General features: G+C 58.9%; 19 protein-coding genes, 1 tRNA gene and 2 rRNA genes (1 of these 22 running past the window's edge). 6 read left to right on the top strand and 16 right to left on the bottom strand.

The features are described 5' to 3' along the window. Window positions 1-168: 168 nt before the first annotated feature. Window positions 169-369: a hypothetical protein gene (locus I6L49_RS17165; protein ID WP_216949998.1), complete on the bottom strand. Its 201-nt coding sequence runs from the start codon at window positions 367-369 to the stop codon at window positions 169-171. 819 nt (window positions 370-1,188) lie between these two features. Here I6L49_RS17165 and I6L49_RS17160 point away from each other — a divergent pair. After that, the gene (locus I6L49_RS17160; protein WP_019445458.1) at window positions 1,189-1,815 is read left to right on the top strand and encodes a porin family protein; all 627 of its coding nucleotides are present in this window, start codon (window positions 1,189-1,191) and stop codon (window positions 1,813-1,815) included. An 85-nt stretch (window positions 1,816-1,900) separates the two neighbouring features. Here I6L49_RS17160 and I6L49_RS17155 read toward each other — a convergent pair whose 3' ends face one another. The 10 genes from I6L49_RS17155 to I6L49_RS17110 form a co-directional block, all read right to left on the bottom strand. Beyond that, on the bottom strand, window positions 1,901-2,899 hold the full coding sequence (locus tag I6L49_RS17155) for a sensor domain-containing diguanylate cyclase (RefSeq protein WP_058057085.1): 999 nt from the start codon (window positions 2,897-2,899) through the stop codon (window positions 1,901-1,903). A gap of 267 nt (window positions 2,900-3,166) precedes the next feature. Further along, window positions 3,167-3,646 carry a GNAT family N-acetyltransferase gene (locus I6L49_RS17150; protein ID WP_216949997.1) on the bottom strand — a complete coding sequence of 160 codons (480 nt, stop codon included), beginning with the start codon at window positions 3,644-3,646 and terminating at the stop codon, window positions 3,167-3,169. 377 nt (window positions 3,647-4,023) lie between these two features. After that, complete coding sequence (locus I6L49_RS17145) at window positions 4,024-4,704, bottom strand: hypothetical protein (RefSeq protein ID WP_164535845.1); 681 nt, start codon at window positions 4,702-4,704, stop codon at window positions 4,024-4,026. After that, window positions 4,705-5,259: a biosynthetic peptidoglycan transglycosylase gene (locus tag I6L49_RS17140; RefSeq protein WP_216949996.1), complete on the bottom strand. Its 555-nt coding sequence runs from the start codon at window positions 5,257-5,259 to the stop codon at window positions 4,705-4,707. Between the two features lie 2 nt (window positions 5,260-5,261). Further along, window positions 5,262-7,325 (bottom strand): exodeoxyribonuclease V subunit alpha, encoded by a 2,064-nt coding sequence (recD, locus tag I6L49_RS17135; RefSeq protein WP_216949995.1) that lies wholly within the window; start codon window positions 7,323-7,325, stop codon window positions 5,262-5,264. Continuing rightward, window positions 7,322-10,930, bottom strand: a complete 3,609-nt coding sequence (recB, locus tag I6L49_RS17130) for an exodeoxyribonuclease V subunit beta (RefSeq protein WP_216949994.1) — start codon at window positions 10,928-10,930, stop codon at window positions 7,322-7,324. The genes recD and recB overlap by 4 nt, the downstream gene beginning before the upstream one ends. After that, on the bottom strand, window positions 10,930-14,283 hold the full coding sequence (gene recC / locus I6L49_RS17125; RefSeq protein ID WP_216949993.1) for an exodeoxyribonuclease V subunit gamma: 3,354 nt from the start codon (window positions 14,281-14,283) through the stop codon (window positions 10,930-10,932). The genes recB and recC overlap by 1 nt, the downstream gene beginning before the upstream one ends. Window positions 14,284-14,541: 258 nt before the next feature. Next, entirely contained in the window at window positions 14,542-14,934 is a 393-nt protein-coding gene (locus tag I6L49_RS17120) for a DoxX family protein (RefSeq protein WP_216949992.1), read from the bottom strand. A gap of 39 nt (window positions 14,935-14,973) precedes the next feature. Next, on the bottom strand, window positions 14,974-15,660 hold the full coding sequence (locus I6L49_RS17115; protein ID WP_216949991.1) for a pirin family protein: 687 nt from the start codon (window positions 15,658-15,660) through the stop codon (window positions 14,974-14,976). Between the two features lie 30 nt (window positions 15,661-15,690). After that, entirely contained in the window at window positions 15,691-16,023 is a 333-nt protein-coding gene (locus tag I6L49_RS17110) for a hypothetical protein (protein WP_013723379.1), read from the bottom strand. Between the two features lie 258 nt (window positions 16,024-16,281). On the opposite strand from I6L49_RS17110, the gene I6L49_RS17105 reads away from it, so the two are divergent. Continuing rightward, on the top strand, window positions 16,282-17,196 hold the full coding sequence (locus I6L49_RS17105; protein ID WP_013723378.1) for a LysR family transcriptional regulator: 915 nt from the start codon (window positions 16,282-16,284) through the stop codon (window positions 17,194-17,196). A gap of 99 nt (window positions 17,197-17,295) precedes the next feature. After that, window positions 17,296-17,715 carry a hypothetical protein gene (locus I6L49_RS17100; RefSeq protein ID WP_216949990.1) on the top strand — a complete coding sequence of 140 codons (420 nt, stop codon included), beginning with the start codon at window positions 17,296-17,298 and terminating at the stop codon, window positions 17,713-17,715. 179 nt (window positions 17,716-17,894) lie between these two features. Here the strand turns inward: I6L49_RS17100 and I6L49_RS17095 are convergent, their stop codons facing one another. Beyond that, on the bottom strand, window positions 17,895-18,245 hold the full coding sequence (locus I6L49_RS17095) for a hypothetical protein (RefSeq protein ID WP_005355311.1): 351 nt from the start codon (window positions 18,243-18,245) through the stop codon (window positions 17,895-17,897). Between the two features lie 199 nt (window positions 18,246-18,444). Between I6L49_RS17095 and I6L49_RS17090 the strand changes: the two genes are divergently transcribed. From I6L49_RS17090 to I6L49_RS17080, 3 genes are all read left to right on the top strand, one after another. Beyond that, window positions 18,445-19,167, top strand: coding sequence for a response regulator (locus I6L49_RS17090; RefSeq protein ID WP_005336534.1), 723 nt, complete (start codon window positions 18,445-18,447; stop codon window positions 19,165-19,167). 33 nt (window positions 19,168-19,200) lie between these two features. Continuing rightward, window positions 19,201-20,562, top strand: a complete 1,362-nt coding sequence (locus tag I6L49_RS17085) for an ATP-binding protein (RefSeq protein WP_047435114.1) — start codon at window positions 19,201-19,203, stop codon at window positions 20,560-20,562. 140 nt (window positions 20,563-20,702) lie between these two features. Then, complete coding sequence (locus tag I6L49_RS17080; RefSeq protein ID WP_216949989.1) at window positions 20,703-22,091, top strand: transporter substrate-binding domain-containing protein; 1,389 nt, start codon at window positions 20,703-20,705, stop codon at window positions 22,089-22,091. 67 nt (window positions 22,092-22,158) lie between these two features. On the opposite strand, the gene I6L49_RS17075 is transcribed toward I6L49_RS17080, so the two are convergent. From I6L49_RS17075 to I6L49_RS17060, 4 genes are all read right to left on the bottom strand, one after another. Continuing rightward, window positions 22,159-24,111 carry a ligand-gated channel protein gene (locus I6L49_RS17075; protein ID WP_216949988.1) on the bottom strand — a complete coding sequence of 651 codons (1,953 nt, stop codon included), beginning with the start codon at window positions 24,109-24,111 and terminating at the stop codon, window positions 22,159-22,161. 556 nt (window positions 24,112-24,667) lie between these two features. Further along, window positions 24,668-24,744, bottom strand: a tRNA-Asp gene (locus I6L49_RS17070). 97 nt (window positions 24,745-24,841) lie between these two features. Next, window positions 24,842-24,956 (bottom strand): 5S ribosomal RNA (gene rrf, locus I6L49_RS17065). Window positions 24,957-25,147: 191 nt separating this feature from the next. Continuing rightward, window positions 25,148-26,539: ribosomal RNA gene (locus I6L49_RS17060) — 23S ribosomal RNA — on the bottom strand; it runs 1,498 nt beyond the window's last position.

The raw sequence follows: 26,539 nt of genomic DNA, 5'->3' as shown, positions 1-26,539 counted from the left end.
GACACCGAAAAAACAGCCTAGAGAAAAAATCGCCTATAACACCCATCAGGACAGACCAGTTGAACGATGAGGTAGCAAAATCTGACACCAGACAGTGCATATCTTTCAACCCGCAAACATTTTGCTAGTGCTGCATAGAACATCGCGCATAATCGAAACGTATCGAATTCAAGACCCTTCCTGGTTGAGAAATCGATTGTTTGCTTCCAAATTTTTATCTTTTAAACCGTAAGGTTTTTTCTCTTTCCTGGCATTGGGCGGCGCTGATAGCACCGCCCTTTTCTTTTCCCTGAATTCGCAGGTCAGGTCAAGGGCCCCGGCAAGGGGAAGTGTCACCGGCCACCCGCCGCCCACTGATACGCCAGCCATCACGACCGTTCTGGTAAGGTATCCTAAACGATCACCAATAGCGTTTCATTGCCATTCAATATATTTAAATGGCTTGATTGGAAAGCTTCTAAAAATATAAAAACGAATATAACAAAGTTATTTAAAACTCCAAAAACCTATCTTTTAAATGGCTTGTATATAAGCAAACAAAATTAATCATACCGTGCATCCCATATCTGCTTATCACACCCCATGCCCACCTCAACGAGTGCTGCCTAGGGAAGAGAAAAGCCACCCACAAGAGCCCATTCGCGTATCTGATGGGCAACATGGCCCACGCATAAACAGCCTCAAAAGACCACCAAAACCCTCAATGGGAACAATCCCAAACCTCAAAGAGAGCAAAAAACAGGCAAAAAGATAGATTTTTTTCTCACGGTTTCACCTTGTGAGGCGTTCAAAAAATCATCGAAAAGAGCCTGACGCCTGTGAGTGACATCTGAGATGCCAATTTTTAGACAACTCATCACGGCTACGCTCGAATGAAAATTTAATACCAATACAAATCAATAACATAGAATCAAAGCCTAACTCTCAGCCTGTCATTTGCCTCACCAGTTAATTATTTAAATCTCAATAAAGCTAAAACTCTAATAACACCATTTATTAAACAAAATGCCCCAGCTTGCAGCCAGTCATATTTAGAAGAATGGGGAAATCACTCTCTTGTTATTCAGAAATGTGCTGACTATACTGCGGCCCCTCTGTGAAAGCAGAGCAATGACGGAAATATAAAAAGCTTCATGGATTGAGCAATATAAATCACACGCAGTTCACGCAACACAAGGTTATTTATCCATGAACAAGTTTAATAAAATTGCCGCATTCTCCCTGCTTGCTCTGGCCATGAATGGCGGCGCCCATGCTGAAGGCTGGTATGCAGGTCTGGATCTGACTACCTCCAAGATGGATCTCGATGGTGCGGCCAAAGACGCCTATGACGCCAAAGTGATCGACGACCAGCTCGACGGCGGCAGCCTGATCGTGGGTTACAGCTTCAAACCCTGGTTGGCGGTTGAAGGTGGCTTGCACGCCCAGCAGATGGATCAGCTGACCTGGGTAACCTCCCCGATTGCAAGCGGCTTTGCCGACACCACCATCGAAACCCGCAGCATTAGCCTGGCCGCCAAGCTGAGCCAGCCGCTGGCCTGGGGCTTCAGCGCCTATGCCAAACCGGGCATCGCCTACACCCGCACCGAAGTAGAAGTTGTCGGCAACGCCACCATCCTCGGTTTCAGCGGTCAGGTAAACGAGAGCGCAACCAAGAGCAAGGTACATCCCAATCTGGAAGTCGGTCTGGACTACGCCTTCAACGACCACTTCTCTGCCGGTATCGGTTACGAGCGCCAGTTCGACGCCCTGAGCCTGGGTGACGAGCACTACTCTCTGGATACCTTCAAGCTGGGTCTGCGTTACCACTTCTAAGTCGCGCCGCGTCAGTAACAATGCAAAAGGGCCGCAGGTTTCAAACCTGCGGCCCTTTTTACTGCTCTTCTTTCCGTACCCTGCGTTAGCAGATCTGGTCTTTACCCAGCTGCTTGGCCTGATAGAGCGCCCGATCGGCGCGCACCATCAGGCTCTCCTTCTGCTCATCCTGCTGATACTCCGCCAGCCCGAAGCTCATGGTAGCGGGAGCGTGCGGGCAGATGGGCTCGCTCGCCATCAATGCCTGAAACTTGCTCGCCACCACCAACGCATCCTCGCGGCCGGTGTTGGGCAACAACACCATAAACTCATCACCGCCCCAGCGGGCCAGCAGATCGATCTCGCGGATATGGCGGCGCACCAGCGCCACTATGTTGATCAGGGTCTGATCCCCGGCGTTGTGGCCATAGCTGTCGTTGATCTGCTTGAAGTTGTCCACATCCATGGCGATCACCGTAAACGGCTGATGGAAGCGGCGCGCCCGCTCGCACTCCAGCTGCAACGCCCGCTCCAGCCGATAGCGACTGGCTGCACCGGTCAGGGCATCGGTCTCTGCCAACAGACGGTTCTCCTCGGCTTTCTGTTGCAGCGCCTCGTTGAGTCGCACCAGCTCGGCGGTGCGCTCGGCAACCTGCTGCTCCAGCGACTGATTGCGCCGCTCCAGCTGCTCCAGCAACAACTTGCTGGCGTGGATATCGCGATGGGCGCCGATCATCCGCGCCACAGACCCATCGGGATTGCGCTCAATGATGCGGCCGCAATCCTCAATCCAGAGGTAACTGCCATCCCGGCAGCGGCAACGGTACTCGGCACGATACTCATGGGCGCTGCCGCTCAGGCAGAGATCGAACTTCGCCATCACCGCCGCCAGATCGTCGGGGTGGATCACGTTCTCCCAGGTGAAGACGGTATTGCCGAGGGAGTGAGGCTCGTAACCCAGCATCCGGTACCAGCCCGGGTTGCGATAGACAAAACCGGTATTGGCATGCCAATCCCAGATGCCATCGCTGGTCACCTCCAGAATGCCATGCACCACGGCCTCGCTGACATCCGAGATCCTGATCGTGTCACTGTCCTGCACCATAGCAGTTATCCTTGTTCTTCCGCCCCGCGCCACCACGGGGAATCGCGCTGTTGTCGTGAGGCGCTACCTTGGCATATTGCAACAGAACTGTCAGCCAGAACCCAACCGCACCACCGTTTCCCCAGTTATCGGCCACTCACGGCACAGGCTGAATCAGGGTGGCCATAAGTGTGGCTCAAGCGCGCCCCATTTACCGGATTTAACTCACGATTCAGTTATTTGGGGGATGGGAATAAATGAGGGGATAAGCTGGAGCAACCACAGAGGTCAATCGGCCAGAGTCAGCCGATAAAAATCCGTCTCCTGATGTTTTGGATTGGGGCGCAGAAATACCCAGCCAAAGCGCCGGTAATGGTTCAAGGCCCGCACATTGGTACGACTCACGGAGAGCATCGCCCATTTACAACCCTCTCTCAGCAACTGCTGGCGAATATAGGCCTGCAACTGCGCGGCCAGCCCGCGGCCACGATATTCAGGGAACAGATAAATCAGCTGCACATAGCCGGTCTCGGGCTCATCGGAAAAACTGCGAAACTCCAGCTGCCCCACTAGTTGTTCACCCGCCCAGACATGAAGGTAGTGCCATTGCGCTTGCCCCAGCCTTTCGCGGATCCGCTCCCGATAGCCGTCGATAAAGTCGGAAAAACCTTCATGGGTATGAAAACTGCAGAAATAGGCATCCCTGCGTGCCTGCACACAGAGCTCGTAATCCCGCTCCAGATCGATAGTGTTAAATTCAAGTTTCAAGCAATGACATCCTGTCGTGTGTTGGTTGGATGCAGGGTGTAATAAGCGCAGCGCATTACACCTTTTGGCAGATAAATAGCAGCGGTGCAATGTACCCTACCCACCCTCACCCTGCCCTCTCCCAGAGGGAGAGGGGATAAAGCAGCACCGGAAATATGATCGCCAGCCACGTAGGTTCGATTAGCGAAGCGTAATCGGACAGCGGTAACGGCATTACTCCCTTATCCTATTTATTAGAAAAGGAGGAGAAGGGCTGGGGATAAGGGGCAGGAAAAATGAGATTACGCGGTAAACGTTGGGCTTCGCTACGCTCAGCCACAACCTACACAATCGGTAGGTTGGCGCTAAGCCTGTGAAGCCCAACACATGAGAGTTTATTATTTCACCTGGGGTAGTGAATATTCCACATTTAAAAATGTTTGAGTTATAAAATCATCCCAAGTTTTATAGCATCGAATACTCATGTCTTTTACCTCTGGCGCACCAGTCGTCACTTTTAATCTTTCTGATAACAACCACATTGTTTGTGAGATTTGTCTAGTCTGAGAGTATGGCTCTAAATTAGGTATAATATTGGCATCAATAAACCCTCGCCCAATACTTCGCTCTCCCCTCACTGCATTTTCTTTCCAAAATGAAGCTTCACGTTCATTTTTAGGCTTTACAACTCCACTATAATAGTCAGCATACCACTGATTAAAATCCTCCCTAATCCTTGAGAAAAGACTTTCACTGACGATGAAAAAGTCTAGGTCAGAATGAGAGCCAAACTTCTTACCTAGTTGCTTTGGTGATAATGACTGCCCTAACCTACCACTACCTGTAATATTAATGCTCTTTGGTTCAACATTGAGCCGGATACTCAACCATGACCTCACAGACTCATATATCAAGGGAGCATCTTTAAACGCATAAGGAACCCCCTCAGAAAGCCACTGAGTAGCGATGGCTTGTTTAGCAAACTGGCCTCCAGACATAACAGCATCAGCTATATGTGCTGCATCAGGATATGTGCCAACGATATTTCTTAATGTTGATGGATTTTTGAATGGTTCCATTTAAACAGCGCGCCTATTAATAAGTTTACCTACAATATAAACAGATCTTCGTTTTATCTTTTCATCTTGTATTGGATTATGGAATCTAGACTGAGGATACTTTAATCTAGCAACCAAATCAGCCGCATCAACAAGGCTCATATTTCTAATGTTTATTTTTAACTTGGTAGACGCATCAATAATTCCATGCATGTTCCAGCCAAAGTAAGCCAATTGAAGATACTTACTCAATATTTTCTCCCTACCGTAGATGCGTGTAATTTTCTTTGCTAGAAAAATCTCAATAACTTTTCTCTTTAATGTCACTTGATAGTTAGATGTAATGACTCTAACTAATTGCATAGCAATTGTAGAGCCACCTTCTCTATTCTTAAAAACACCAGTTTTAACGATGGCTCTTAATAAAGAAAAATAATCAACTCCAGAATGGTTCCAAAAACGATGGTCCTCTCCCACCACCAGCGTATTTTTTAACAAACGAGGGAGTTCGAGACAGCATTCATCCGCCATTGCTTTCTCTATCAGCTTCCACTCTTTCGAAAATATATATTTCATGTTCAAGCTAACAACCTCTCCGCCAACCCTGAATAACGCTCGGTCTTTTTCCGCACCGCTTGTGCCAGCAGGGCGCGATCGCCGTAGAGATCGAGTTTCGCCTTGGCGCGGGTGATGCCGGTATAGACCAGCTCGCGGGTCAGCAGCGGGCTGGGGCTGTCGGGCAGCACCAGCACGGTATGGGCAAACTCGGACCCCTGGGATTTGTGGATGGTCATGGCGTAGACCGTCTCGTGGGGCGGCAAGCGGCTTGGCAGCAGGGCCCGCAATGTGCCGTCCGGCTGCTCAAACCAGACCTTTAACCGGCCAGTTTCATCGGGCAGGCAGAGCCCCATATCGCCGTTGTAGAGGCCGACGCCGTGGTCGTTGCGCACCACCATCACCGGGCGACCGGCATACCAGTCGCCATCGCGGGCAATCAGGCCAGCCCGTGACAGGGCCAGTTCCAGCCGCTCGTTTAGCCCCAGCACCCCGAACGGGCCATCGCGCAGGGCGCAGAGGATCTGGAAGCTGTTGAATGCCTTGAACACGGCGGCGGGCGCTTCCCCCGCACGGGCTGCCTTCAGATAGCTGCCGTAACCGGCTACCCCCTGGGCAATCAGGGCATCGTAGGCCTCCCCCGCCCAGGGGTGCAGGCTGATATCCCTAAAGCCCATGCCCCAGACTGATTCCACCGCCGCGGCATCGCCGCTGTTGCAGGCGCGCGCCAGCTGGCCGATGCCAGAGTGCTGATCAAAGCGCCAGCTCTTGGCCAGCAAGCAGAGGCTGTCGCGCACCGGCGCACCGGCGGGCGTGCCCTGCAAGCGGTAGCCGGTCTGGCGGGAGAGCCAGTCCGCCTGCGCCGGGCTGATGCCCTGCTCGATAAAGCTGCAGATATCGCCGAGCACGGCCCCCGCCTCCACCGAGGCGAGCTGATCCTTGTCGCCGAGCAGGATCAGGCGGGCGTGGCTGGGCAGCGCATCGAGCAGGCGCGCCATCATCGGCAGATCGACCATGGAGGCCTCATCCACCACCAGCAAGTCGAGGTGCAGCGGGTTGCCTGCGTGGTGGCGGAACTGGCTGCGCCCCGGAATGACCCCGAGCAGCCGGTGCAGGGTGCCCGCTTCGGTGGGGATCGCTTCGACCCACTCGGGGGGCAGATCGAGGGCCTGCAGGGCAGAGCCGATACTCTCGGTGAGGCGCGCCGCCGCCTTGCCGGTGGGGGCCACCAGCCGGATCGCCGGCGCCTTGCCCGCTTGCAGGCCGGTCTCCACCAGAATCGCGAGCAGTTTGGCAACCGTGGTGGTCTTGCCGGTGCCGGGGCCGCCGGAGATCACCGCAAAGGGGCGCGCCGCCGCGGTGGCCGCCGCCAGCTTCTGGCCGTTGCAGCAGAGCGCCTCGGGCACCAGTGCATCCAGCTTGCTCAAGTCGCTCGCCGCCTGGGCGCTGGCCAGCAGCCCTTCGATGGCGAGCCAGTCCACTTCGTTCGGGAACACCAGATCGAGATACTTCTCGATAAAGTGGCGGGCCGAGAAGTCGGGGGCGAGGCGGGCTTTGAGCAGCGCCGCGAACACCAACCCGTAGTCGCGGGCAAACAGCCGCGACAGGGCCGGGGCAATCTCCGGCCATTCGGCTCGCTCGCTCAGGGCGCGCAGATGGCGGGCTACTCCCTGCTCATGATCGTGGTAACGGGTGAGATAGAGCCGCCCGTGCCACAGCCGCAGCGGCCAGCGCGGGGCGAGCCCGTCATCCTGCTCGGTACCCACGAGCGGGCTTGCCGCAAACAGGGCGGGCCAGCGGGCAGGATCCGCCAGATCAGCCAACAGATCCCGGCTCTGCTGGGGATCCAGCCCGAACGGGCGCAGGGATCCGGAGATGAGCATCTCCAGCGGCAGACATACATGGCCGCGCCCCAGTTCGAAGCAAGCGAGCGCCGCCCCCAGCACCAGCTCGGGGCTGCCGCCAAGGTCTGCCACCAGCCGGGCAAATTGCAGATCCAGCTGGCGGATGCGGCCAGCCAGCGCCAGTGTTTTCAACCGTTCAACCATCATTGCGCTGGCTGCGGCGCTGATCATGGTGCCGCTCATGCCTCTACCTCGTTCAATGCTTGGGATCCCGCTGCTGGCAGCTCACTGCCTTCGCTAAACAACTTATCCAGCCCCAGCACCAGTTCACGGCTCGGGCGGGTATGGAAAATGCCCCCCTGCGGCATGCCGCGCAGGAACAGATAGAAGACCCCGCCAAAGTGCTGCTCGAAGTCGTAGCCCGGCAGGCGCAGGGTGAGCAGCCGGTGCAACGCCAGCGAGTAGAGCTGGTATTGCAGGTCGTAGCGGTGCTCGGCCATCGCCCGCTCCAGCGCCGGACGGCTGTAATCGGCGGGGCTCATGCCGAGGTGGTTGGATTTGTAGTCGAGCAGATACCAGCGCCCCTGCCACTCGAACACCAAGTCGATAAAGCCCTTGAGCATCCCCTGCACGGTGGCAAAGCTCAGCGGCTTGTTGCCCCGCGACAGCGGGTCGTGCTGCTGGCAGAGCGCAGTCAGCGCCGGTGCCGTCACCCGCCCCATGGGCAGGAAGAACTCCAGCTCCACCTGTTTGCGCTCGGGCGCCAGATCCCGCAGCCGCACCGGTTCGCCAAAACCGGTATCGAGCGGGGTATCCAGCACCGCTTCGACCTGCTGTTGCAGCACGGGAGCCCAGCTCTCGTCGAAACCGTCTTGCAGCAACAAGCTGGCGATATGCTCTGCCAACGGCTCGCCTGCGGCGCTTTGAAAGTCGATGGTCTCGAACAGGCTGTGCAACAGGGTGCCGGGACGCGCCCCTTTCGGGAAGGTGAAGATGGAGGGCTGGGGCGCCTCTTCCGGCTGCTCGGAAGGCAATGCAGCCGCCTCGGTCACTACCTCGTCATCGAAGCCGGGGTTGGCCAAGACCCCCTTGCTGTGACCGTGGCCCTGCGCCGCCAGCCCGGAGTAGGAGCTGATCCACCAGTCCCGCTCAAGAGAGCCGCTAAAGTGACGCACCTGCGGCTCGCCCAACTGCTCCTCCTCTTGCGGCAGCGGGGCCGGACGGGTGAGCGAGGGCTCACCGACGGCCACCCCGGGCAGCGCCTGCGCCAGCTCGGTCAGAGCGGTCGCCAGCGTCTGCGCATCCCCCTCCTCGCCCTTTTGCAGCAGGTAACCGATGGCGGTATGGTGCAGGTCTGTCTTCTCCGACTTGCCCGCCCCCGCCCGCACCGGCGCCAGCCCCAGCCAGGTGGCGTAGACGCCCCGGGTCAGCGCCACATAGAGCAGCCGCAAATCTTCGGCAAGGCGCTCCCTGTCAGCTTCAGCGAGCGACGAGTCGGCGCCGGTCAGATCGAGAATGGTGCGATTGCCCGCCTCATCCGCCTCGTGATAGAGCGGGGTCTCGGCGGTTCTGTGGCTGCAGATAAAGGGCAGGAATACCAGCGGGTACTCCAGCCCCTTGGATTTATGGATGGTGACGATCTGCACCAGCTTGCGCTCGGATTCGAGGCGCAGTACCTGCTCCGCATCCTGCCCGTTGGGGCGGCTCACCGCCTCCCCCAGCCAGCGCAGCAGGGCGTACTCCCCGTCCAGCTCGCTGCTCACCTGTTGCAGCAGCTCGCCGAGATGGAGGAAGTTGGTCAGCCGCCGCTCGCCATAGGGGCTCGCCAAAAGCGAAGAGGCGAGATTGCGCCGGTGCAGCAGGGCCCGCAACATCGCCAGCACGCCGCGGCGGTGCCAGATCTTGCGGTACTCCATAAACTCCTGCACCGCGCTCTCCCACGCCCGCTCGTCGCTGGCAAGCCCATCGAGCGCCTTGGCATCGAGATCAAACAGGCCGGTCGCCAGCGCCGCCCGCAGGCTGCGCTCTTCGCTCGGGTTCTGGCAGGCGTGCAAAATCAGCAGGATCTCCCGCGCCTCCGTCTGCTCCAGCACGCTCTCGCGGTTCGACAGGTAGACGGAGGCGATGGCGAGGCGCGCCAGCTCCTGCTGCACCAGCTTGCCCTCGGCGCCGGTGCGCACCAGCACGGCGATATCTCCGGCCTTCACCGCCTGATCGCCTATCTTCGCCTTGCCCTCGCGGGCCAGGGTCAGCAGGTGGTGGATCTCGGCGGCGGTGGCGCGGGCCATCTTGCTCTGGTAATCCCCCCGGTTGAAGGTGGGCTGGCCGCTCAGCTGCCAGCAGTGGAGCACTGGGGCGATGGCACCATCGAGCAGCAGCGCCTTGCTCTTGCCCTGCGCCTCCACCGGCAGGAAGGGGATATCCGCCTCGTAGATAAAGGGATCCTTGGCCCGCTCGAACAGGCCGTTGACCGCCCCCACCAGCGCACTGCTGGAGCGCCAGTTGCGCCCGAGGGTGTAGTGGGCGCTCACATTTCGCCGCGCCTGAATGTAGGTAAAGATATCGGCGCCGCGAAAACCGTAGATGGCCTGCTTGGGGTCACCGATCATCAATAGCGCCGTGTCGCTATGGCCGCCGTAAAGCCGATGGAAGATGCGGTACTGCTGGGGATCGGTATCCTGAAATTCATCGATCATCGCCACCCGATAGGTGGCGCGAATGCGCTCGCAGAGCCGCTCGCCCAGACTGGAGCCAAGCGCCCCGTCGAGGTCTTTCAGCAGGTCATCGAACGAGAGCTGATGGGCCTGCCGCTTGCTCGCCTGCATCCGGCTGCGTACCACCTTGGCCGCCCGTTGCAGGATGAGATCCCGAATACCGGGGCGGCTCGCCAGAAGCTCGTCTATCTGGCTGAACAGCGGCAGGGTCGGCACGGCGCCCCCCTTCTTGAGGTTCTCCTCCAGCACCGTCTGGCCGAAGCGCTCCAGCTCCTTCGGAATGGCGTAGCCACTACTTTCGTCCTGTGCCCAGTCGCTTATCTTGGCAAGCCACCCTTCGTAGTTCTTGCCGGTGTAGCGGCTTACTTGCCCATCCGTCTGGCGGCGGATCTCGTCCGTCTGCGCTAGCCACTCGCTCTTCACCGCCTCAATGCGGGCCATAGCCGCCTGATGGCGGGCGGCGAGGGTCTCATCCCCCAGCGCGGGGTAGATCTCCAGCTCGCTGTTGTCGAGCCAGCTGCCCATCTCCCGCAGCAGGGCGGCGGGGCTCGGCCAGAGCGCACGCACCGCGCTGGCGAGGGTCTTATCCACCGGATAAAACTCGGATCGCCAGTAGTCGCTCACCGCCTGCAGCCTGAGCTGGCTGTCGTCGGTGAGAAATTCGGTTTCAAAGAGGGCGCCAGACTCGAAGGCGTTCTGCTTGAGCATCCGCTGGCAAAAGCCGTGGATGGTAAAGACCGCCGCCTCGTCCATCTGCCGCTCGGCGGCCAGCAGGCGACGGGCCGCCAACTCATGATCCGCCACCTCGTCCAGCAGTTGGGCCAGCAGGGTGTCACTGCTGTGACCGCGCATAAAGGCGAGGCGCGCCTCGTGAATGCGACCACGGATCCGCCCCCGCAGCTCGGCGGTGGCCGCTTCGGTAAAGGTCACCACCAGAATTTCAGTCACCGAGAGCGGCCGCTCGTGGGCGCTCGGCTGACCCACATCGGCGCCCTCTTCGATGAGCGGGCCGTGGCCCAGCAGCAGGCGCAGGTAGAGACCGGCGATGGTGTAGGTCTTGCCGGTACCGGCGGAGGCTTCGATCAGTCGTTCACCATGGAGGGGAAAACGCAATGTATTGAGCGGGTTAGCCATTATTTCAGCTCCTCCAGGGTCTTGAGCAGCGGGGTCAGGTGTTCGCGGGCCAGCGCCTGCAACTGCCCCAGCACCTCGTCATCGAGTTCGGGGAAGCAGCGGGCGACGTAAACGTCTTGCCCCTCCCCATTGATCATCCAGCCGCCGTTGAAACGGGTGAGGGCCGCCTTGTCGGCCGCCTCCGGCTTGTCGGGATCCTTCTCGATCGCCTTGAGCCAATCCCAGGCAGTGTTGGGGAAGAAGGGCAGCGGCCGCTTCATCCCCTGCGCCCAGCACGCCACCAGCGCCGCCAGCTTGGGCCGTGCCTCGTCGGCCGAGAGCTTGGGCAGCCGCAGACTCTGTTTGGCGTCGAATAGCAGGGTGTCGCCGGGGGCGCCGCTCAATGAGAGGCAGAGGTGCTGGATCCAGCCCAGCAGCAGATCCTTGCCGTTGAAGCTGCCGGGTTTGACCACCAGCAAACGCCCCTTCTGGGTGTCGATCCACCCTTGCAGCTGACCCTGAGTCAGGGAGATATCGATCTCCACCGCCTGTTTTTCTGACTCATTGGCCGCAACCCATGGCCGCAGCCGATCCGCCAGCTTGCCCATCTCGGCATCCAGATCGTCCAGCAGCAGGCTGCCGAACCACCCTTGCGGCAACAGGCCGGTGAGCTGCAACCGCTCGCGCCGCTCGGTACTTTCACCTTCCGCCAGATGGGCATCGAGCAGCAGATCTTTCAGCTGATAATGTTGCAGGCCATCCAGCTCGAACGGCTCGCTGTCCTCGATGTTGGCCTCGTTCAGCTCAAACCACACCTTGAGGCGGCGGTTAAGGAAATATTTGGTGGGCTGGCGATAGAAGCGCAGCAGCTCCGCCAGCTCCAGCCCCTGCTCCTTGCCCCATTCGGGGGGCAGCGGGAGCTCGCCGCTCTGGAAGTTGGCCGCGCCGCGCACCGGATTGAGGGCGGGCAGCCAGTCGGCGGCATAGGTAAAGAGGCGCGATCCCGCCTCCGGGTAGAAGTAATTGCGGCTGTAGGGGGTGAGCGGATGCGCCACCATCAGGTGGTTGAGCAGCCGCTTGCCGGAGGTTTCGTCATCGAGATCCTCATCCCCCGCCAGCACGAAGCCCTGCCGCACATAGTCGATCAGCTCCGCCAGCAGCACCGACGGCACCTTGTCGCTATTGTCCTGCGCGCTGAAGCCCTGATAGCTGATATAGAGCCCCTGCTGGGCACTCAGCAGCGCCTCGAGGAAGAGGTAGCGGTCATCATCACGACGGGAGCGATCCCCGCGCCGCGACGCCACCGCCATCAGATCGAACCCCATGGGGGCCAGGGTACGCGGGTAGACGCCGTCGTTCATACCGAGCAGACAGACCTGCTTGAAGGGGATGGAGCGCATCGGCATCAGGGTGCAGAAGTTGACCTGACCGGCAAGGAAGCGCTGGCTGGAGCGGGACTCCCCCAGCACGCTGCCAAGGTAGTCCTGTAGCAGATCCGCGCTGATGGGCTGCTCGAAGCGGGCTTCGCCAAGCCGGGTCTGCCACTCGGCCAGCTGGCTGCGAATCAGCTGGAGCTGACGCTCTTCATCCTCGTCGGCCAGATAGAAGCGCTCCAGCAGCGCCAGCAGGCAGGCGTTCCAGTCGGCCAGCGGCTGCGCCTGTTGCAGGCGGGGCAGGAATTCGGCCAGCGAATCGACAAACCAGGCGAGCTTGCCGAGCGCCAGCCCTTGCTGACCCTCGATATCGGCGTAGGGCAGGATGCCCGCCACCGGCTCGCCATCCCCCATGGCAAAGCCGAGCAGCATGCGACGCAGGCCGAACAGCCAGCTGTTGCCGGACATGGGCGGCAGATCGAAGCGGACGGGGTAGCCGTCATCCAGCCCCCAGCGGATGCCGGTCTCCTGCACCCAGACCCGCAGCTGGTTGAACTCGTCGTCATCCAGCTCGAAGCGGCGCAGCACGGCGGGCACCTCAAGAATGGCGAGCAGCTCCCCTGCCCCGAAGCGGGCGTTGGGCAGCCTGAGCAGGGCGAGGAAGCTTTGCAGCAGCGGGCTCTCCTGACTCGCTGCCCGATCCGAGACCGCAAACGGGATCTGACCGCGCGCGCCAAACACCGCCTGAATGTAGGGGCCGTAGCTGTTCACATCCGGCATCATCACCACCACATCTTTCGGGGTGAGGGCGGTATCCTGCTCGAACAGCGCCAGCAGCCGGTCGTGCAGCACCTCGAGTTCGCGCATCGGGCCGTGGCAGGCGTGGATCTGCAAGGATCCATCCGCCGGGCTTATGGGACTCTTGTGATAGCTGCTGTCGAGATCAAACTGACCGGCGCCTCGCTCGGCCAGCTCCAGTACATCCTTCTGGATGGCGCGCAGCAGGCTGACATTGCCCTTGCCATCCACCTCGTCGATATCGACGAAGGCCTCGATTTGCGGCACCTCCAGCTCCATCAGCTGATGCAGGTAGTCGCGCCCCAACTTGCCCATGGAGGCGAGCAGCGGGTTGGCGGGGCCCTGCAATGTCTCGATATCGGTGCCGGGTTTGAGCTTGTTTTCGAGCCGTGCCAGGGTCTTGCGATCCAGCAGATCCCCCCAGTAGTAGCGGCAGGGGTTGGTGACGAACAGATGCACCTCCACCTCCGACCGACTGCCGAGGGCCAGCAGTGCCTCCACATAGCGCGGCGGCAGCGCCGAGATGCCGAACACAAAGACCCGCTGCGGCAGCTTGCCCGGCAGATCGGCGGTGCGTGCCAGCTCGTGGATAAACTCCTCGTAGAGGTTGGCACGGTGGTAACCGCTCGGAGAGAGCGCCAGGGTGCGAGCCACCAGCTCGCGCCACAGCTCCGGCTGCCAGTCCTGACCGCTCACCCCGGCCAGCTCCTGACTCAATCCTTCCCCCTCTTCCCAACGGGCGATCCAGTCCGGCCGGTAGACCAGATACTGGTCAAAGAGATCCGCCACCTTCTGGCAGAGCTGCCACAACCGCACCTGCTCGGGATCCTTGGCAGGATCCTCCTCATCTCCCCCGCTCAGATAGGCGGCGAGCGGGGCAAAAGCAGGACGACCCAGCAAGGCAGGCAAAATGGTCATCAGCTGCCAGCTCATGGATCCCTTGTTGTAGGGGCTCTGGCGCGGCACATCTGCCAGCACCCGGGTGAACATCTCCCAGATAAAACTGGCGGGCAGCGGAAAGTCGATATTGGCAGCGATGCCGAACGCTTTGGCCAGCTCCAGCTTGAGCCACTGGGCCATGCCCGGGCTCTGCACCAGGATCTGCTCCCGATCGAAGGGGTGAGAGAGAGGGGCCTGCCGGATGCGGCTCACCAGCAGCTCTTTGAGCAGATCCAGCTGATTGGAGTGGTAGAGGGTAAACATGAGCAATTCCCGCCTGTGGATGAGAGGGGGCGAGGGAAAAGGCGAGCCATTTCCGTCACTTCACAAGAGAGGGAATTGTCGGGGATCGGGGGATAAGATGCAAAAGGCACTTGTGGCCAGCAGGCGGGCAAACCGTTGAACCATGAGGGGGGCCGCAGATTTGTGCAGTTGCCTCACCGCCTCGGAAAACGCAGACAGAAAAAAGCCGGTGCAGTTGCACCGGCCAAAAGGCATTGGAAAACTTGACTCTTCAGGGCATTACCAGTTTTTGCCGAGACGGGCATCCAGACTGAAAGCCCCTGCTCCGGCCGCCGCCAGCGCCAGGAAACCACCGGCCACTGAGACGTTCTTCATAAACATCAGCATCTGCATCTGTTCGGCAGGCTGGTAGTGGAAAATAAAGGCAGCCATCAGGGTAAAACCGGCCAGCAGCACGGAGAGGCTGCGGGTAAAGAGACCCAGCACGACGGCAAGGCCACCACCCAGCTCAAGCAGGATCACCAGCGGCAACATAAAGCCCGGCACCCCCATCGCCTCCATATAACCCTGAGTACCGGCGTAGCCGCCGATCTTGCTCCAGCCCGCCATTACGAACATCAGCGCCAGCAGTACACGACCCGCCAGCAGCGCTACATCTTTCATCTTTTCCATTTCATATTCCTCGTTTGTGTCACATCACCGCTGACTGCTTCAGGGTAGGTCAAATAACAGAGCTTGGCTGGCACTGGTCGCAACCAGCTCCCACCGGTATTCATCACGACTGAGTACCCCGTCGCCGGGTCGGGCAGCCAGACCGTTGGCGGTCAACTCCCCTGAAATCATCTGCAGGTAACCGTGTCGGCCAGCCAGTGCCCATTCGAGCGTCTCGCCCGGGGCCAGTTCCAGCCGCCATACGCGGGCCTGTTGGCGGATCCGCAGCGATCCCGCCTCGCCATCCGGTGACGCCACCAGCGTCATGCCCGGTCTGGACTCGATCTTCTTCTGCTGATACCCGGGTGGCGTGCCGAACTCGTTCGGCTCGATCCAGATCTGCAACAGGGAGAGAGGATCCGTCTGCGAGGGGTTGTACTCGCTGTGGCGGATCCCGCTGCCTGCGCTCATCAGCTGGAAATCCCCTGTCGGGATCTGCTCGGCATGGCCGAGGCTGTCCTTGTGCTCTATGGTGCCTTGCAGCACGCAGGTGAGGATCTCCATATTGGCGTGAGGGTGGGTGGCGAATCCGCCACCCGGCGCAACCAGATCCTGATTGATCACCCGCAGTACCGAGTGCCCCATCCACTCCGGGTCATAATAGTGACCGAAGGAGAAACTGTGGCGCGCGTCCAGCCAGCCAAAGTTGGCCTTGCCCCGCGCTTCTGCGGCTCTCAATTGCATCATGGTCTGCTCCTCACCTACCGGGACGGTTGATTAACGCTGTTTGCCGCTACCGATGCCGAACGGAATACGGTATTCGCTGCTCTGGTCAGCCAGGCTGACGGTCAGGTTGCCCTGGGTACGGCTCGGGATCCGCACCTGCTGGGTGCCTGTCAGATTGGCGTGGACTGATGCCAGCAGATCGCCAGACTCGTCACGCACTTCCAGCATCGGATTGGCTTTGCCATCCATTGCTGCAGTGGCGTTCCAGTTCACAAACAGCACGCCGGGCATGGCATTGAAGTCAGCCGGTACGGAAGCTTGGGCGAAACCTGTGGTCATCAGGCCTGCAACGGCCAGCATCTTGATTACGTTTTTCATGTTCATTCACTCTCTTGTTTTATATGTCATTGCCAAGGCCTTTTCGGCCAGAATCAATGCATCCATGCAAGAGGTTATTCAAATAGTGTGTTGTTCTTTCACCGACATCAGACAGACCGATTTGGTGTGTCACAGTGCGGAACTACCCGCATATTTGGCCGCTCGACGTTCCTGCCTAAGCGTTGATTGAATATTAAAGTGACATGACCTAACTTGTTAGCGAGATAAACTGGCAAACATATTCAAAAAAATTGAAGGTGAGGAATGGCCAAGGAATCGAACAAGGAGCGGGCGCTGACCCTGGAGGCAATCCGGGTGCTGGATGCCATCGACCGCCGCGGTAGCTTTGCGGCGGCGGCCGACGAGCTGGGCAAGGTGCCCTCGGCATTGAGCTATACGGTGCAGAAGCTGGAAGACGAACTGGATGCCATGCTGTTTGACCGCAGCGGCCACCGCACCAAGTTCACCCCGGCGGGACGCATGCTGCTGGAGCGCGGCCGGGTGCTGCTGGAGGCAGCCGAGCATCTGGTGGGCGAGACCCGGGCGCTGGCCCGCGGCTGGGAAACCGACATCACCATCGCCGTCGATGCGCTGGTCCCGGTGCAGGCCCTCTACCCCTTGGTGGAGAAGCTGGCCGAGCAGACCGATACCCGACTGCGGCTGCGGGCCGAGGTGCTGGCGGGTAGCTGGGAGTGTCTGGAAGATGGCCGCGCCGACCTGCTTATCTCCTCCATCAACCCGGACATCATGATGACCGGCATCAAGCATCAGGTGATCAAGGACGAGGTGATGCTCTACGTCGCCCATCCCGATCATCCGCTGCATCAGGAGCCCGAACCCTTGGCCGACGAGACCCTGCGCCGCTACCGCGCCATCGCGGTGGCCGACACAGCCCTGCGCAAGCCGGTGCTCACCTACCGCCTGCTGGACAAGCAGCCGCGCCTCACCGTCAGCACCATGACGGAGAAACGGGATGCCCTGCTGGCAGGGATCGGCGTCGGCACCATGCCACAGAGCTGGATTGAGGAGGACATCCGGGCCGGACGGCTCAAGGTGATCAGCCCCGAATATCGCCATCAGCTCCAGGTCGTGCTGGCCTGGCGGCGGGACACCATGGGCAAGGCTAAAAGCTGGCTGGTGCGGGAGATACCAAAACTGTTTGCGACTGGTGAGAAATGAGATCCAGTTAACAGAAATGTTAATTGCATGCCTCACTTGACGCCCAATATCTTTGCTGATTTCATAGCCGCCTCATTGAACCCATGGAAGCTGTAGAAAATGAAAAAGAGTTTGCTGGTTGCCCTCACCACCCTGCCCCTGTTTGCCAATGCCGGCCTGATGGATTCGCTGACCGACAGCGTCACCAGCAGCGTCAAGGATGCAGCTAATACCGCCGTATCCGGTGCAGTGGACAGCGCATCCAACGAAGCCATCAAGAAGGCACTGGATATCAAGGAAGGCGGCTCCAACAAGCAGGCTATTAAAGAGAAGCTGGGCGCTCCTGCCACCACCAAGACCGAGGCCGGTCTGGAAGTGTGGAGCTATGATCTGGATGCCTTGAACAAAGCCTCTCCGCTGCTGGCAGAAACCACCAAAACCCTGCTGAAAGATACCGACGCCGCCAAGAAAAACGTGGTCATCAAGTTCGAAGGCGAAACCGTCAAGAAAGTAGACCTGACCGACAAGGCTCAGGGCTAAGTTCGCTCGTCCGGTGGAGTGGGCTGCACACCCGCACCGACACAGATAGCAAGAGGGGGAGCATCAGGCTCCCCTCTTTTATTGGCAATCACTAGCGTTCAACCAAGCTCTGCTGCTCAACGCAGTAAACGCAAAAAGGGTGGCCTCGGCCACCCTTGGGTTGATAACAGCTGGCGCTGTTACTGGTTCGCTTCGGCGAACTGCTTCATCGCTTCGGCGTGCTTGGTCATACCGGCGGCACGCTCGTTGAGCTTTTTGATGAACTCCGCCTTCTTGGCAGGATCCTCGATGCGATCATAACGTTGCTGCAAGTTGGCCTGGATCTGCTCCGGGGTCATGTTCTGCATGCGGGCCATCTTGTCGTGGCGACCACCGTGGTGTTTGCCACCCATCATGCCGCCGCCGTCCATCGGGCAATCCACCATGGCACCGGGCTGGCCGGTGGGGGCTGCTTCACTGGCTGCATAGGCACCCAGCGGCAGGCCAAGGATCAGGGTGGCGGTCAGCAGGGTTTTGGTCAGCTTTTTCATGGTCTATCTCCTGTAGGGATGATTCTGGTTCGGCGCTCTTGCCTTGCCCTCAAGTAAACACCCTATCGGTGTCTGAACTTTGCCAGCATCACCCTTTTTTGTAGCAGAGTGTGGCATCGTGCGGATCTGGCACACTTTGACACAAACCGCCGGGCGGATTTTCGTATACTCGTGCCAACGCCAAGCAGGGGAGGTATTCATGAACCAGGGCAACACCCACATTCTGGTGGTCGACGATCACAGCGAGATCCGCGATCTCTTGAAACGCTTTCTGGAACAGCACGGCCTGCGGGTCAGCTGCGCCCGGGATGGCAAGGAGATGAAGCGACTGCTGGAGGAGCGGGAGTTCGACCTGCTGGTGCTGGATCTGATGATGCCGGGTGAAGATGGTCTGACCCTCTGCCGCGAGCTGCGGGTCAAATCGAACCTGCCCATCATCATGCTGACTGCCATGGGGGAAGAGACCGACCGCATCATCGGATTGGAGATGGGGGCCGACGACTATCTGGCAAAGCCTTTCAATCCGCGCGAGCTGCTGGCGCGCATCAAGGCGGTGATGCGCCGCACCCAGGCCGAGACCCAGCCCGCCGCCGAGACCCTGACCCGAGATCTGCGCTTCGATCGCTGGCTGCTCGACGTCAATCGTCGGGAACTGGTCGATGAGGATGGGGTGGGTCTCAGCCTCTCCACCGCCGAATTCGATCTGCTCAAGGTGTTTCTCGAACGCCCGCAGCGGGTGCTGAGCCGGGATCAACTGCTGGATCTGGCCCGTGGCCGCGAGGCGGTAGCCTTCGATCGCGCCATCGATACCCTGGTGAGCCGCCTGCGCCGCAAGCTGGAGCGGGATCCCAAGAATCCGGAGCTGATCAAAACCATCTGGGGTGGCGGCTATATGTTCTCCGCAGACGTGACGCAGGTTTAAGCAGTGGGCACCTTGCGACGACTGTGGGCACGGATGTGGCCCAAGGGACTGACCGGGCAGATCATTCTGGTGGCGCTGGCGGGCTTGATCCTGATCCAGCTGCTCAGTATCCAGATCTACCGCACGGATCGGGAGGAGGCGCTCGGCTTCGTCAACAGCCGCAACGCCATGCAGCGGATCATCTCGGTGGTGCGGCTGCTCTCCCTCTCCCCCCCGTCCCTCTATGACGAGATCCTCAAGGCGAGCCGCAGCGAGACCCTGCTGCTGCGCCTCTCCGACGAGCCGCTGCAACCGGATAACCGCAGCCCCCGCTTCGAGCAGCTGGTGCGCTCGCGCCTCAACTATCCCCCCGGCCTCACCGTCGAGATCAGCGCCGAGCTGAAAGAGGATACTCAGCGCAGCAAGGCGTGGGAACATCATGCCCGCATGATGCGGGATCGCAAAGGGCCGCCCCCGCCACGGGATATGAGGCTCTACGGCTCCATCGAACTGCCGCAGGGGGGCTGGCTGCAGTTCAGCTCGCTGGTCGACAAGGAGGCGGGCAGCTGGTCGTGGCAGACCACCTTCAACCTGATGCTGGTCGCCAGTCTGGTGATCGGACTGATGGTGCTGCTGTTTCGCCGTGCCACCCGCCCGCTCAAGCAGCTGGCAGGCAATGCGGAGAGGCTCGGACGGGGCGAGGATATCGAGCCCTTGAAAGAGGAGGGGCCGACCGAGATCCGCGAATCGATTCAGGCCTTCAACCGGATGCACACCCGGCTCGACCGCTTCGTGCAGGACAGAACCCGGATGCTGGCGGCCATCTCCCACGATCTGCGCACCCCCATCACCAGCCTGCGGCTGCGCACCGAGTTTCTGGCCGATGGCGAGGACAAGGAGCGGATCCAGCAGACCCTGCAACAGATGGAGCAGATGCTGGCGGCCACCCTCAGCTTTGCTCGGGAGGAGGGGCAGCAGGAGGCCACCCGCGAGCTGGATCTGGTCAGCCTGCTGGTCAGCCTGTGCGATGACTACGCCGATACCGGCCAGCCGGTCACCTGTCTGGCGGAGGGCAAAGAGGTCTACGCCTGCAGGGCCAACACCCTGCGCCGAGTGCTGCAGAACCTGATCGGCAACGCCATCAAATATGCCGGCAGCGCCGAAGTGTCGCTGGAGCGGCGCAAGGAGGAGCTGTTGATCCGGGTCTGCGATAACGGGCCGGGGATCGATCCGGCGCGGCTGGAGGATGTGTTCAAACCCTTCGTGCGGCTCGATGAAGCGCGCAACACCGAGTCCGGCAGTGTCGGGTTGGGCCTCTCCATCGCCCGCACTCTGGTCCATCAGCACGGCGGCGAGCTGACCCTGCTCAATCGGCCACAAGGGGGACTGGAGGCGCGGATCAGCCTGCCGCTGTAAGTAGTTACTCTATCCGCCAGCCTTGTCATGGCGCCATTTTCATCATGCAAACTTCATCATTTGAGCACTTGTTCTTTGATCAAAAAGACGGTGATAATCGGTGACCACATGACGGTATACGGCAACGGATTGGAGCAAGGATGGCCTCTTCCAGGACAGGAGTCATAGTCAGTATCGGGTGGGGGCTCCTGCTGCTCACCCTTGCCCTACCTGCCTGGGCCAAAGCCCCGGAAGAGCCGCTCATCATTACCAACTCCAAAGCCTGGCAGCCCTTCTCCTATATCAATGAGTCGGGCCAGCCGGATGGCCTGCTGATCGATTTGTGGCGTGAATATGCCCGAGTGACCGGCCAGAAGATCGAGTTCAGGCTGGTCGACTGGCAAGGCTCCCTCGACCAGCTCCATGAGGGGAAAGCGGACGTTCACGCCGGACTGCTCTGGTCACCGGAGCGGGACAAACTGTTCGACTATGGCCGGCCTCTCGCCCAGCTCGACTCCCAACTCTTCTTCTCGAGCGAATTGCGCGGCACCGATGTCCACTACTACCTGCTCCATGAAACGGTCGGTGTGGTAGCCGGTGGCTACGAGGAGTATTACGCCAGACGCTACTTCCCCGGCACCAGACTGCAAACCTTCAATGACAATGACACCCTGCTGGCTGCGGCCTTCAAGGGTGAAGTGAAGGCCTTTATCGCCGATCTGCAGGTCGCCAACTTCTACATCTATACCTCGGACGATCCCACCCGCTTTATTCCGGTTCGCCACCTCTATACCGACCAGATCCGCTTTGCAGTGAAAAAGGGCGACCTTGCCCTGTTAAACCGGCTGGAAGAGGGGTTCGCCAAGCTCAAAGAGAGCGATCGGGAGCGGATCATCCGCAAATGGATGCATGTCGAAACCGTCTACCCCATCCATCTCGGTCCCTGGCTGCTGTTGGCCGGAGTGTTAATCATGGTGGCCTACATAGTGCAACTGCGCCGCGCTGTTGCCAGCCGTACCACCGAGTTGAGCCGCGCCAACGCCAGACTGGAGAAGCAGGCCAGTACCGACCCCCTGACCGGCCTGCTCAACCGACGGGCATTCATGCCTGCCATGGAGCAACGACTGGCAAGCGGGGAGCCCTGTGCTCTACTGCTGTTCGATGTGGATCACTTCAAGGAGACCAATGACCGCTTTGGTCATGGCATCGGGGATCTGTTGCTGGAAAAGCTGGCCACGACTGTGACCAACCTGTTGCCCGAAGAGGCTATGCTGGCCCGCATCGGCGGCGAGGAGTTTTGCCTGCTGCTGCCGCTGGCCACGCTGGCAGAGACAGAGCAGTGGGCCAAACGCCTCTGTCAGGAGTGCAATCAACAAACTCTGTACACCGACAATAGTGCAGTGACACTATCCATCAGCACCGGGGCAGTCTGGGTAGCCGCAGAGAGAGAGGCTGATGCCGACCAGCTACTACGGCAGGCTGATGCCCTCATGTATCAGGCCAAGGGACGGGGACGCAATACCTGGCAAGCCGCCTCCTATCAGGCATAGCCCCCTGACGGACGCGCAATAAAAACGGCCACCATCGGAAGATGGCGGCCGCATGACAGGTTCCCTATCAGAAGTTGTAGGTCACGCCCAGGTTGTAGCGGCGACCATCCAGTACAGTGCCATAGCTGCTGTAATCCACCGTCTTGTCGAACAGGTTATAGACCCCGGCGGTCAGATCCAGATGCTTGTTGGCCTTGTAGACCAGGCCCATGTCAAAGAAGGTGTAGGAAGGAGTCCCCTCCGCCATCTTGACCCGGCTCAGGTACTCGGAGGTCTCGCCACGGAAGTTTACCCGTGACCAGAGGCTGAGATCCTCGGTGGTTTGCCAGTCAACACTGCCGTTGAACATGTGACGGGGCATCTGGTTGAGGGCATGACCCGCCAGTGGACCACTCTTCTGCTCGGACTGGGTAAAGGTGTAGCTGGAGCTGACCGACCAATCCTCATTGATGGCCCAATCCATCATCCCCTCGACACCGCGCATGTTCGCCTTGTCGACGTTGACCCGATCACTGATGAAGTCATAACTGTGACCATTGAGGGTACAGGCGGGATCACTCTTGCTGGTGCAGCGACGCACTTCGGAGATCTTGTTCTTGAAGTCGGTGTTGAACAGGGTAACCCCGGCGTTGAAGCCCTGATGACCGTTCCACAGCAGGCCGATCTCTTCACTCACGCTAGTCTCGGGTTTGAGGTCCGGGTTACCGACCAGCATACCATCCAGGCTGCCACCACCGGTGACCTGACCCCAGTTGGCCGCCGACATTCGCAAGTCAGGAGAGCGGTAACCGGTGGATACGCCCCCTTTCAGGGTCCAGCTATCATCCAGATGCCAAACTCCGTAGAGGCGCGGGCTCCAGTGAGAACCGTAGTTCTGGTCCCGATCCATGCGGGCGCCACCGGTCAGGGCAAAGCTGTCAGTGAGTGACCACTCATCCTCGACAAACATCGCCCAGCTCCAGCGGGTCAGCTGCTCGGCAGGGTTGGCCACTTTCAGGGTATTGCCCTGATCGTGCAGATCCTCATAACGATACTGCCCACCGACGCTCAGGTAGTGATCCCCCAGAATGAACTGGGTGTGGGTATCGGCGATGGTGTTGGTGAGCTCCATCTGGCGGCCGGGGTTGGTGTTGGTCTCCTGCTGCAGATAGCTGCTGGAAGAGCCGAAATCATACTGACCATCATGGGTCAGCGCATAGTTGGTGCGCTCGTATCGGTTAAGGCTATCTTTCGCCTTGGCAGCCAGCGAATTGCCGGCCGTGCGATCCCGATCCTGCAGACTACGACTGGCTTCCAGATCGAAGCGGTTATGGTCATCAGGCTTGAAGCTGAGCACCGCCGTGCCACTGCGAGTCTCTTGCTCGGCAAAACCCTGGGTAAATTTGTCTTCACCACGATGAGCAAGCTGACCGTGGAAACGCAGCCCCAACACGCCATCGATCAGTGAACCTGCGGTATAGGCATCGGTCTGGAAGCTATTGCCGGCATCCTTGTTCTCCTGGAAGGTCGAATCAGCATGAACCGATCCCTGCCAAGCCAGGCCGGTGGTCTTGCGGGTAATCACATTAATCACGCCCCCCATGGCATCGGAACCATAACGGGATGACATGGGGCCACGGACGACCTCAATGCGCTCAATCGCCTGCAGTGGCGGCAGCCAGCCCTGCTCGATACCCGGACCATCGCTGTTCGGGCGAGTGCCACGGCTATCCACCTTCTTGCCATCAACCAGCATCAGGGTGTATTTCGACCCCATACCGCGAATGCTGATATCACTGCTACTGCCACCGCCGGTCACCACAACACCGGGCACATCCTTCAGGGCATCGGTCACATCGCGATATGCCCGCTTTTCCAGCTGCTCACGGGTAATCACGGAGATGGAGGCGGCAGAGTCTTCAATCTTCTGCTGGAAGCCGGAAGCGGTGACGACCATCACCTCTTGTTCGGCAGCATAGGCCTGGGTCGCAAGAAGGGAGCAGATCAGCAAGGCAAGCTTGTTCGGTTTCACTGTTGTCATGTTTTAGCCTGAACATTATTAGTAGGAAGGTGACGTATTCCCTTACTTCACTCATTACAACGCCCTAGCATCCGGCCAGACGCAGCATTAGAAAAGGCTCATTTGAAAAGCACTTTATTAATCAGCCCGCATTGTAACGACCTCGCCAGAATCATTCAAACAATAATCATTATCATTTGATTCATGTGGTATTCCTGCAGCAGAATCGCTCATTCTTGATAAGAGACTGTTTTAATGGAATAAATCCATAAGCAAAAAAGGGGATTACACAAACAAGTGGAAGCGATGACGTACCGTTGCAAGATGGCCTGATTTAATCGTCATGCAGGTGGGGTGTGATGCGATACAGAGCTGGAAACAGTAGCAAGAGCGCCAAAAGGGGGAAGGTATTGCCATCGCGGTGGGATATCGGCAGCTCACCAGCAGGCTAAAAACATCATAACCCAGTCGTCAGACTGGGCTTTGTGTTGGTTCTGGTGTGCAAACCAGTGGGACTTATGGGCAAAAACCGCCCATAGCAAAAAGGCCTTCCCATCAGGGAAGGCCTTCAAATTAGTGGCGGAGCGGACGGGACTCGAACCCGCGACCCCCGGCGTGACAGGCCGGTATTCTAACCGACTGAACTACCGCTCCGCATTCGGTTAGCTTTCGCTAAATCTTCTGCTGCATCTTCTGAGGTGTCACCCCCGCAGCTAGTGACGTGATTCTTCACATCACCGTTTAATTGGGTGCCTGGCAGTGTCCTACTCTCGCATGGCGAATGCCACACTACCATCGGCGCTACCGCGTTTCACTTCTGAGTTCGGCATGGGATCAGGTGGTTCCACGGCGCTATGGCCGCCAGGCAAATTCTTCATCGATTTGTCCGGAACAAATCGAAACCGCCGTAGGCGGGCCCGAAGGGTGAGGTTCAGGACGAACCGAATAATCTAGAAAGCTGACGTGAATAACGATGTTGCTCGTTGCTTGTCGTTATCACTGAATTCGTAGTTCGCTTAGGTTTGCTACAAGCCTTAGAACACTTCTTGGGTGTTGTATGGTTAAGCCTCACGGGTAATTAGTACGGGTTAGCTCAATGCATCGCTGCACTTACACACCCCGCCTATCAACGTTGTGGTCTCCAACGGCCCTTTAGGACCCTCAAGGGGTCAGGGATGACTCATCTCAGGGCTCGCTTCCCGCTTAGATGCTTTCAGCGGTTATCGATTCCGAACTTAGCTACCGGGCAGTGCCACTGGCGTGACAACCCGAACACCAGAGGTTCGTTCACTCCGGTCCTCTCGTACTAGGAGCAACTCCCTTCAATCATCCAACGCCCACGGCAGATAGGGACCGAACTGTCTCACGACGTTCTGAACCCAGCTCGCGTACCACTTTAAATGGCGAACAGCCATACCCTTGGGACCGACTTCAGCCCCAGGATGTGATGAGCCGACATCGAGGTGCCAAACACCGCCGTCGATATGAACTCTTGGGCGGTATCAGCCTGTTATCCCCGGAGTACCTTTTATCCGTTGAGCGATGGCCCTTCCATTCAGAACCACCGGATCACTATGACCTACTTTCGTACCTGCTCGACCTGTCCGTCTCGCAGTTAAGCTGGCTTATGCCATTGCACTAACCTCCTGATGTCCGACCAGGATTAGCCAACCTTCGTGCTCCTCCGTTACTCTTTGGGAGGAGACCGCCCCAGTCAAACTACCCACCAGGCACTGTCCGCGAGCCCGATTCAGGGCCCTGCGTTAGAACATCAAACATACAAGGGTGGTATTTCAAGGACGGCTCCAGCGCAACTGGCGTCACGCCTTCAAAGCCTCCCACCTATCCTACACATGTAGGTTCAATGTTCAGTGCCAAGCTGTAGTAAAGGTTCACGGGGTCTTTCCGTCTAGCCGCGGGTACACCGCATCTTCACGGCGAATTCGATTTCACTGAGTCTCGGGTGGAGACAGCATGGCCATGGTTACACCATTCGTGCAGGTCGGAACTTACCCGACAAGGAATTTCGCTACCTTAGGACCGTTATAGTTACGGCCGCCGTTTACCGGGGCTTCGATCAAGAGCTTCGCTTGCGCTAACCCCATCAATTAACCTTCCGGCACCGGGCAGGTGTCACACCCTATACGTCCACTTTCGTGTTTGCAGAGTGCTGTGTTTTTGATAAACAGTCCCAGCCATCTGGTCACTGCGACTCCCAACTGCTCCATCCGCAAGGGACTTCACTGTCAAGAGCGAACCTTCTCCCGAAGTTACGGTTCTATTTTGCCTAGTTCCTTCACCCGAGTTCTCTCAAGCGCCTTGGTATTCTCTACCCGACCACCTGTGTCGGTTTGGGGTACGATGACTTGTAATCTGAAGCTTAGAGGCTTTTCCTGGAAGCAGGGCATCAATGGCTTCCGCACCGTAGTGCGTTCGTCTCGTGTCTCAG

Source organism: Aeromonas sp. FDAARGOS 1419, assembly GCF_019047045.1.
Classification (GTDB): Bacteria; Pseudomonadota; Gammaproteobacteria; order Enterobacterales; family Aeromonadaceae; genus Aeromonas; species Aeromonas veronii.
This window is presented reverse-complemented; position numbering and strand designations above follow the sequence as displayed.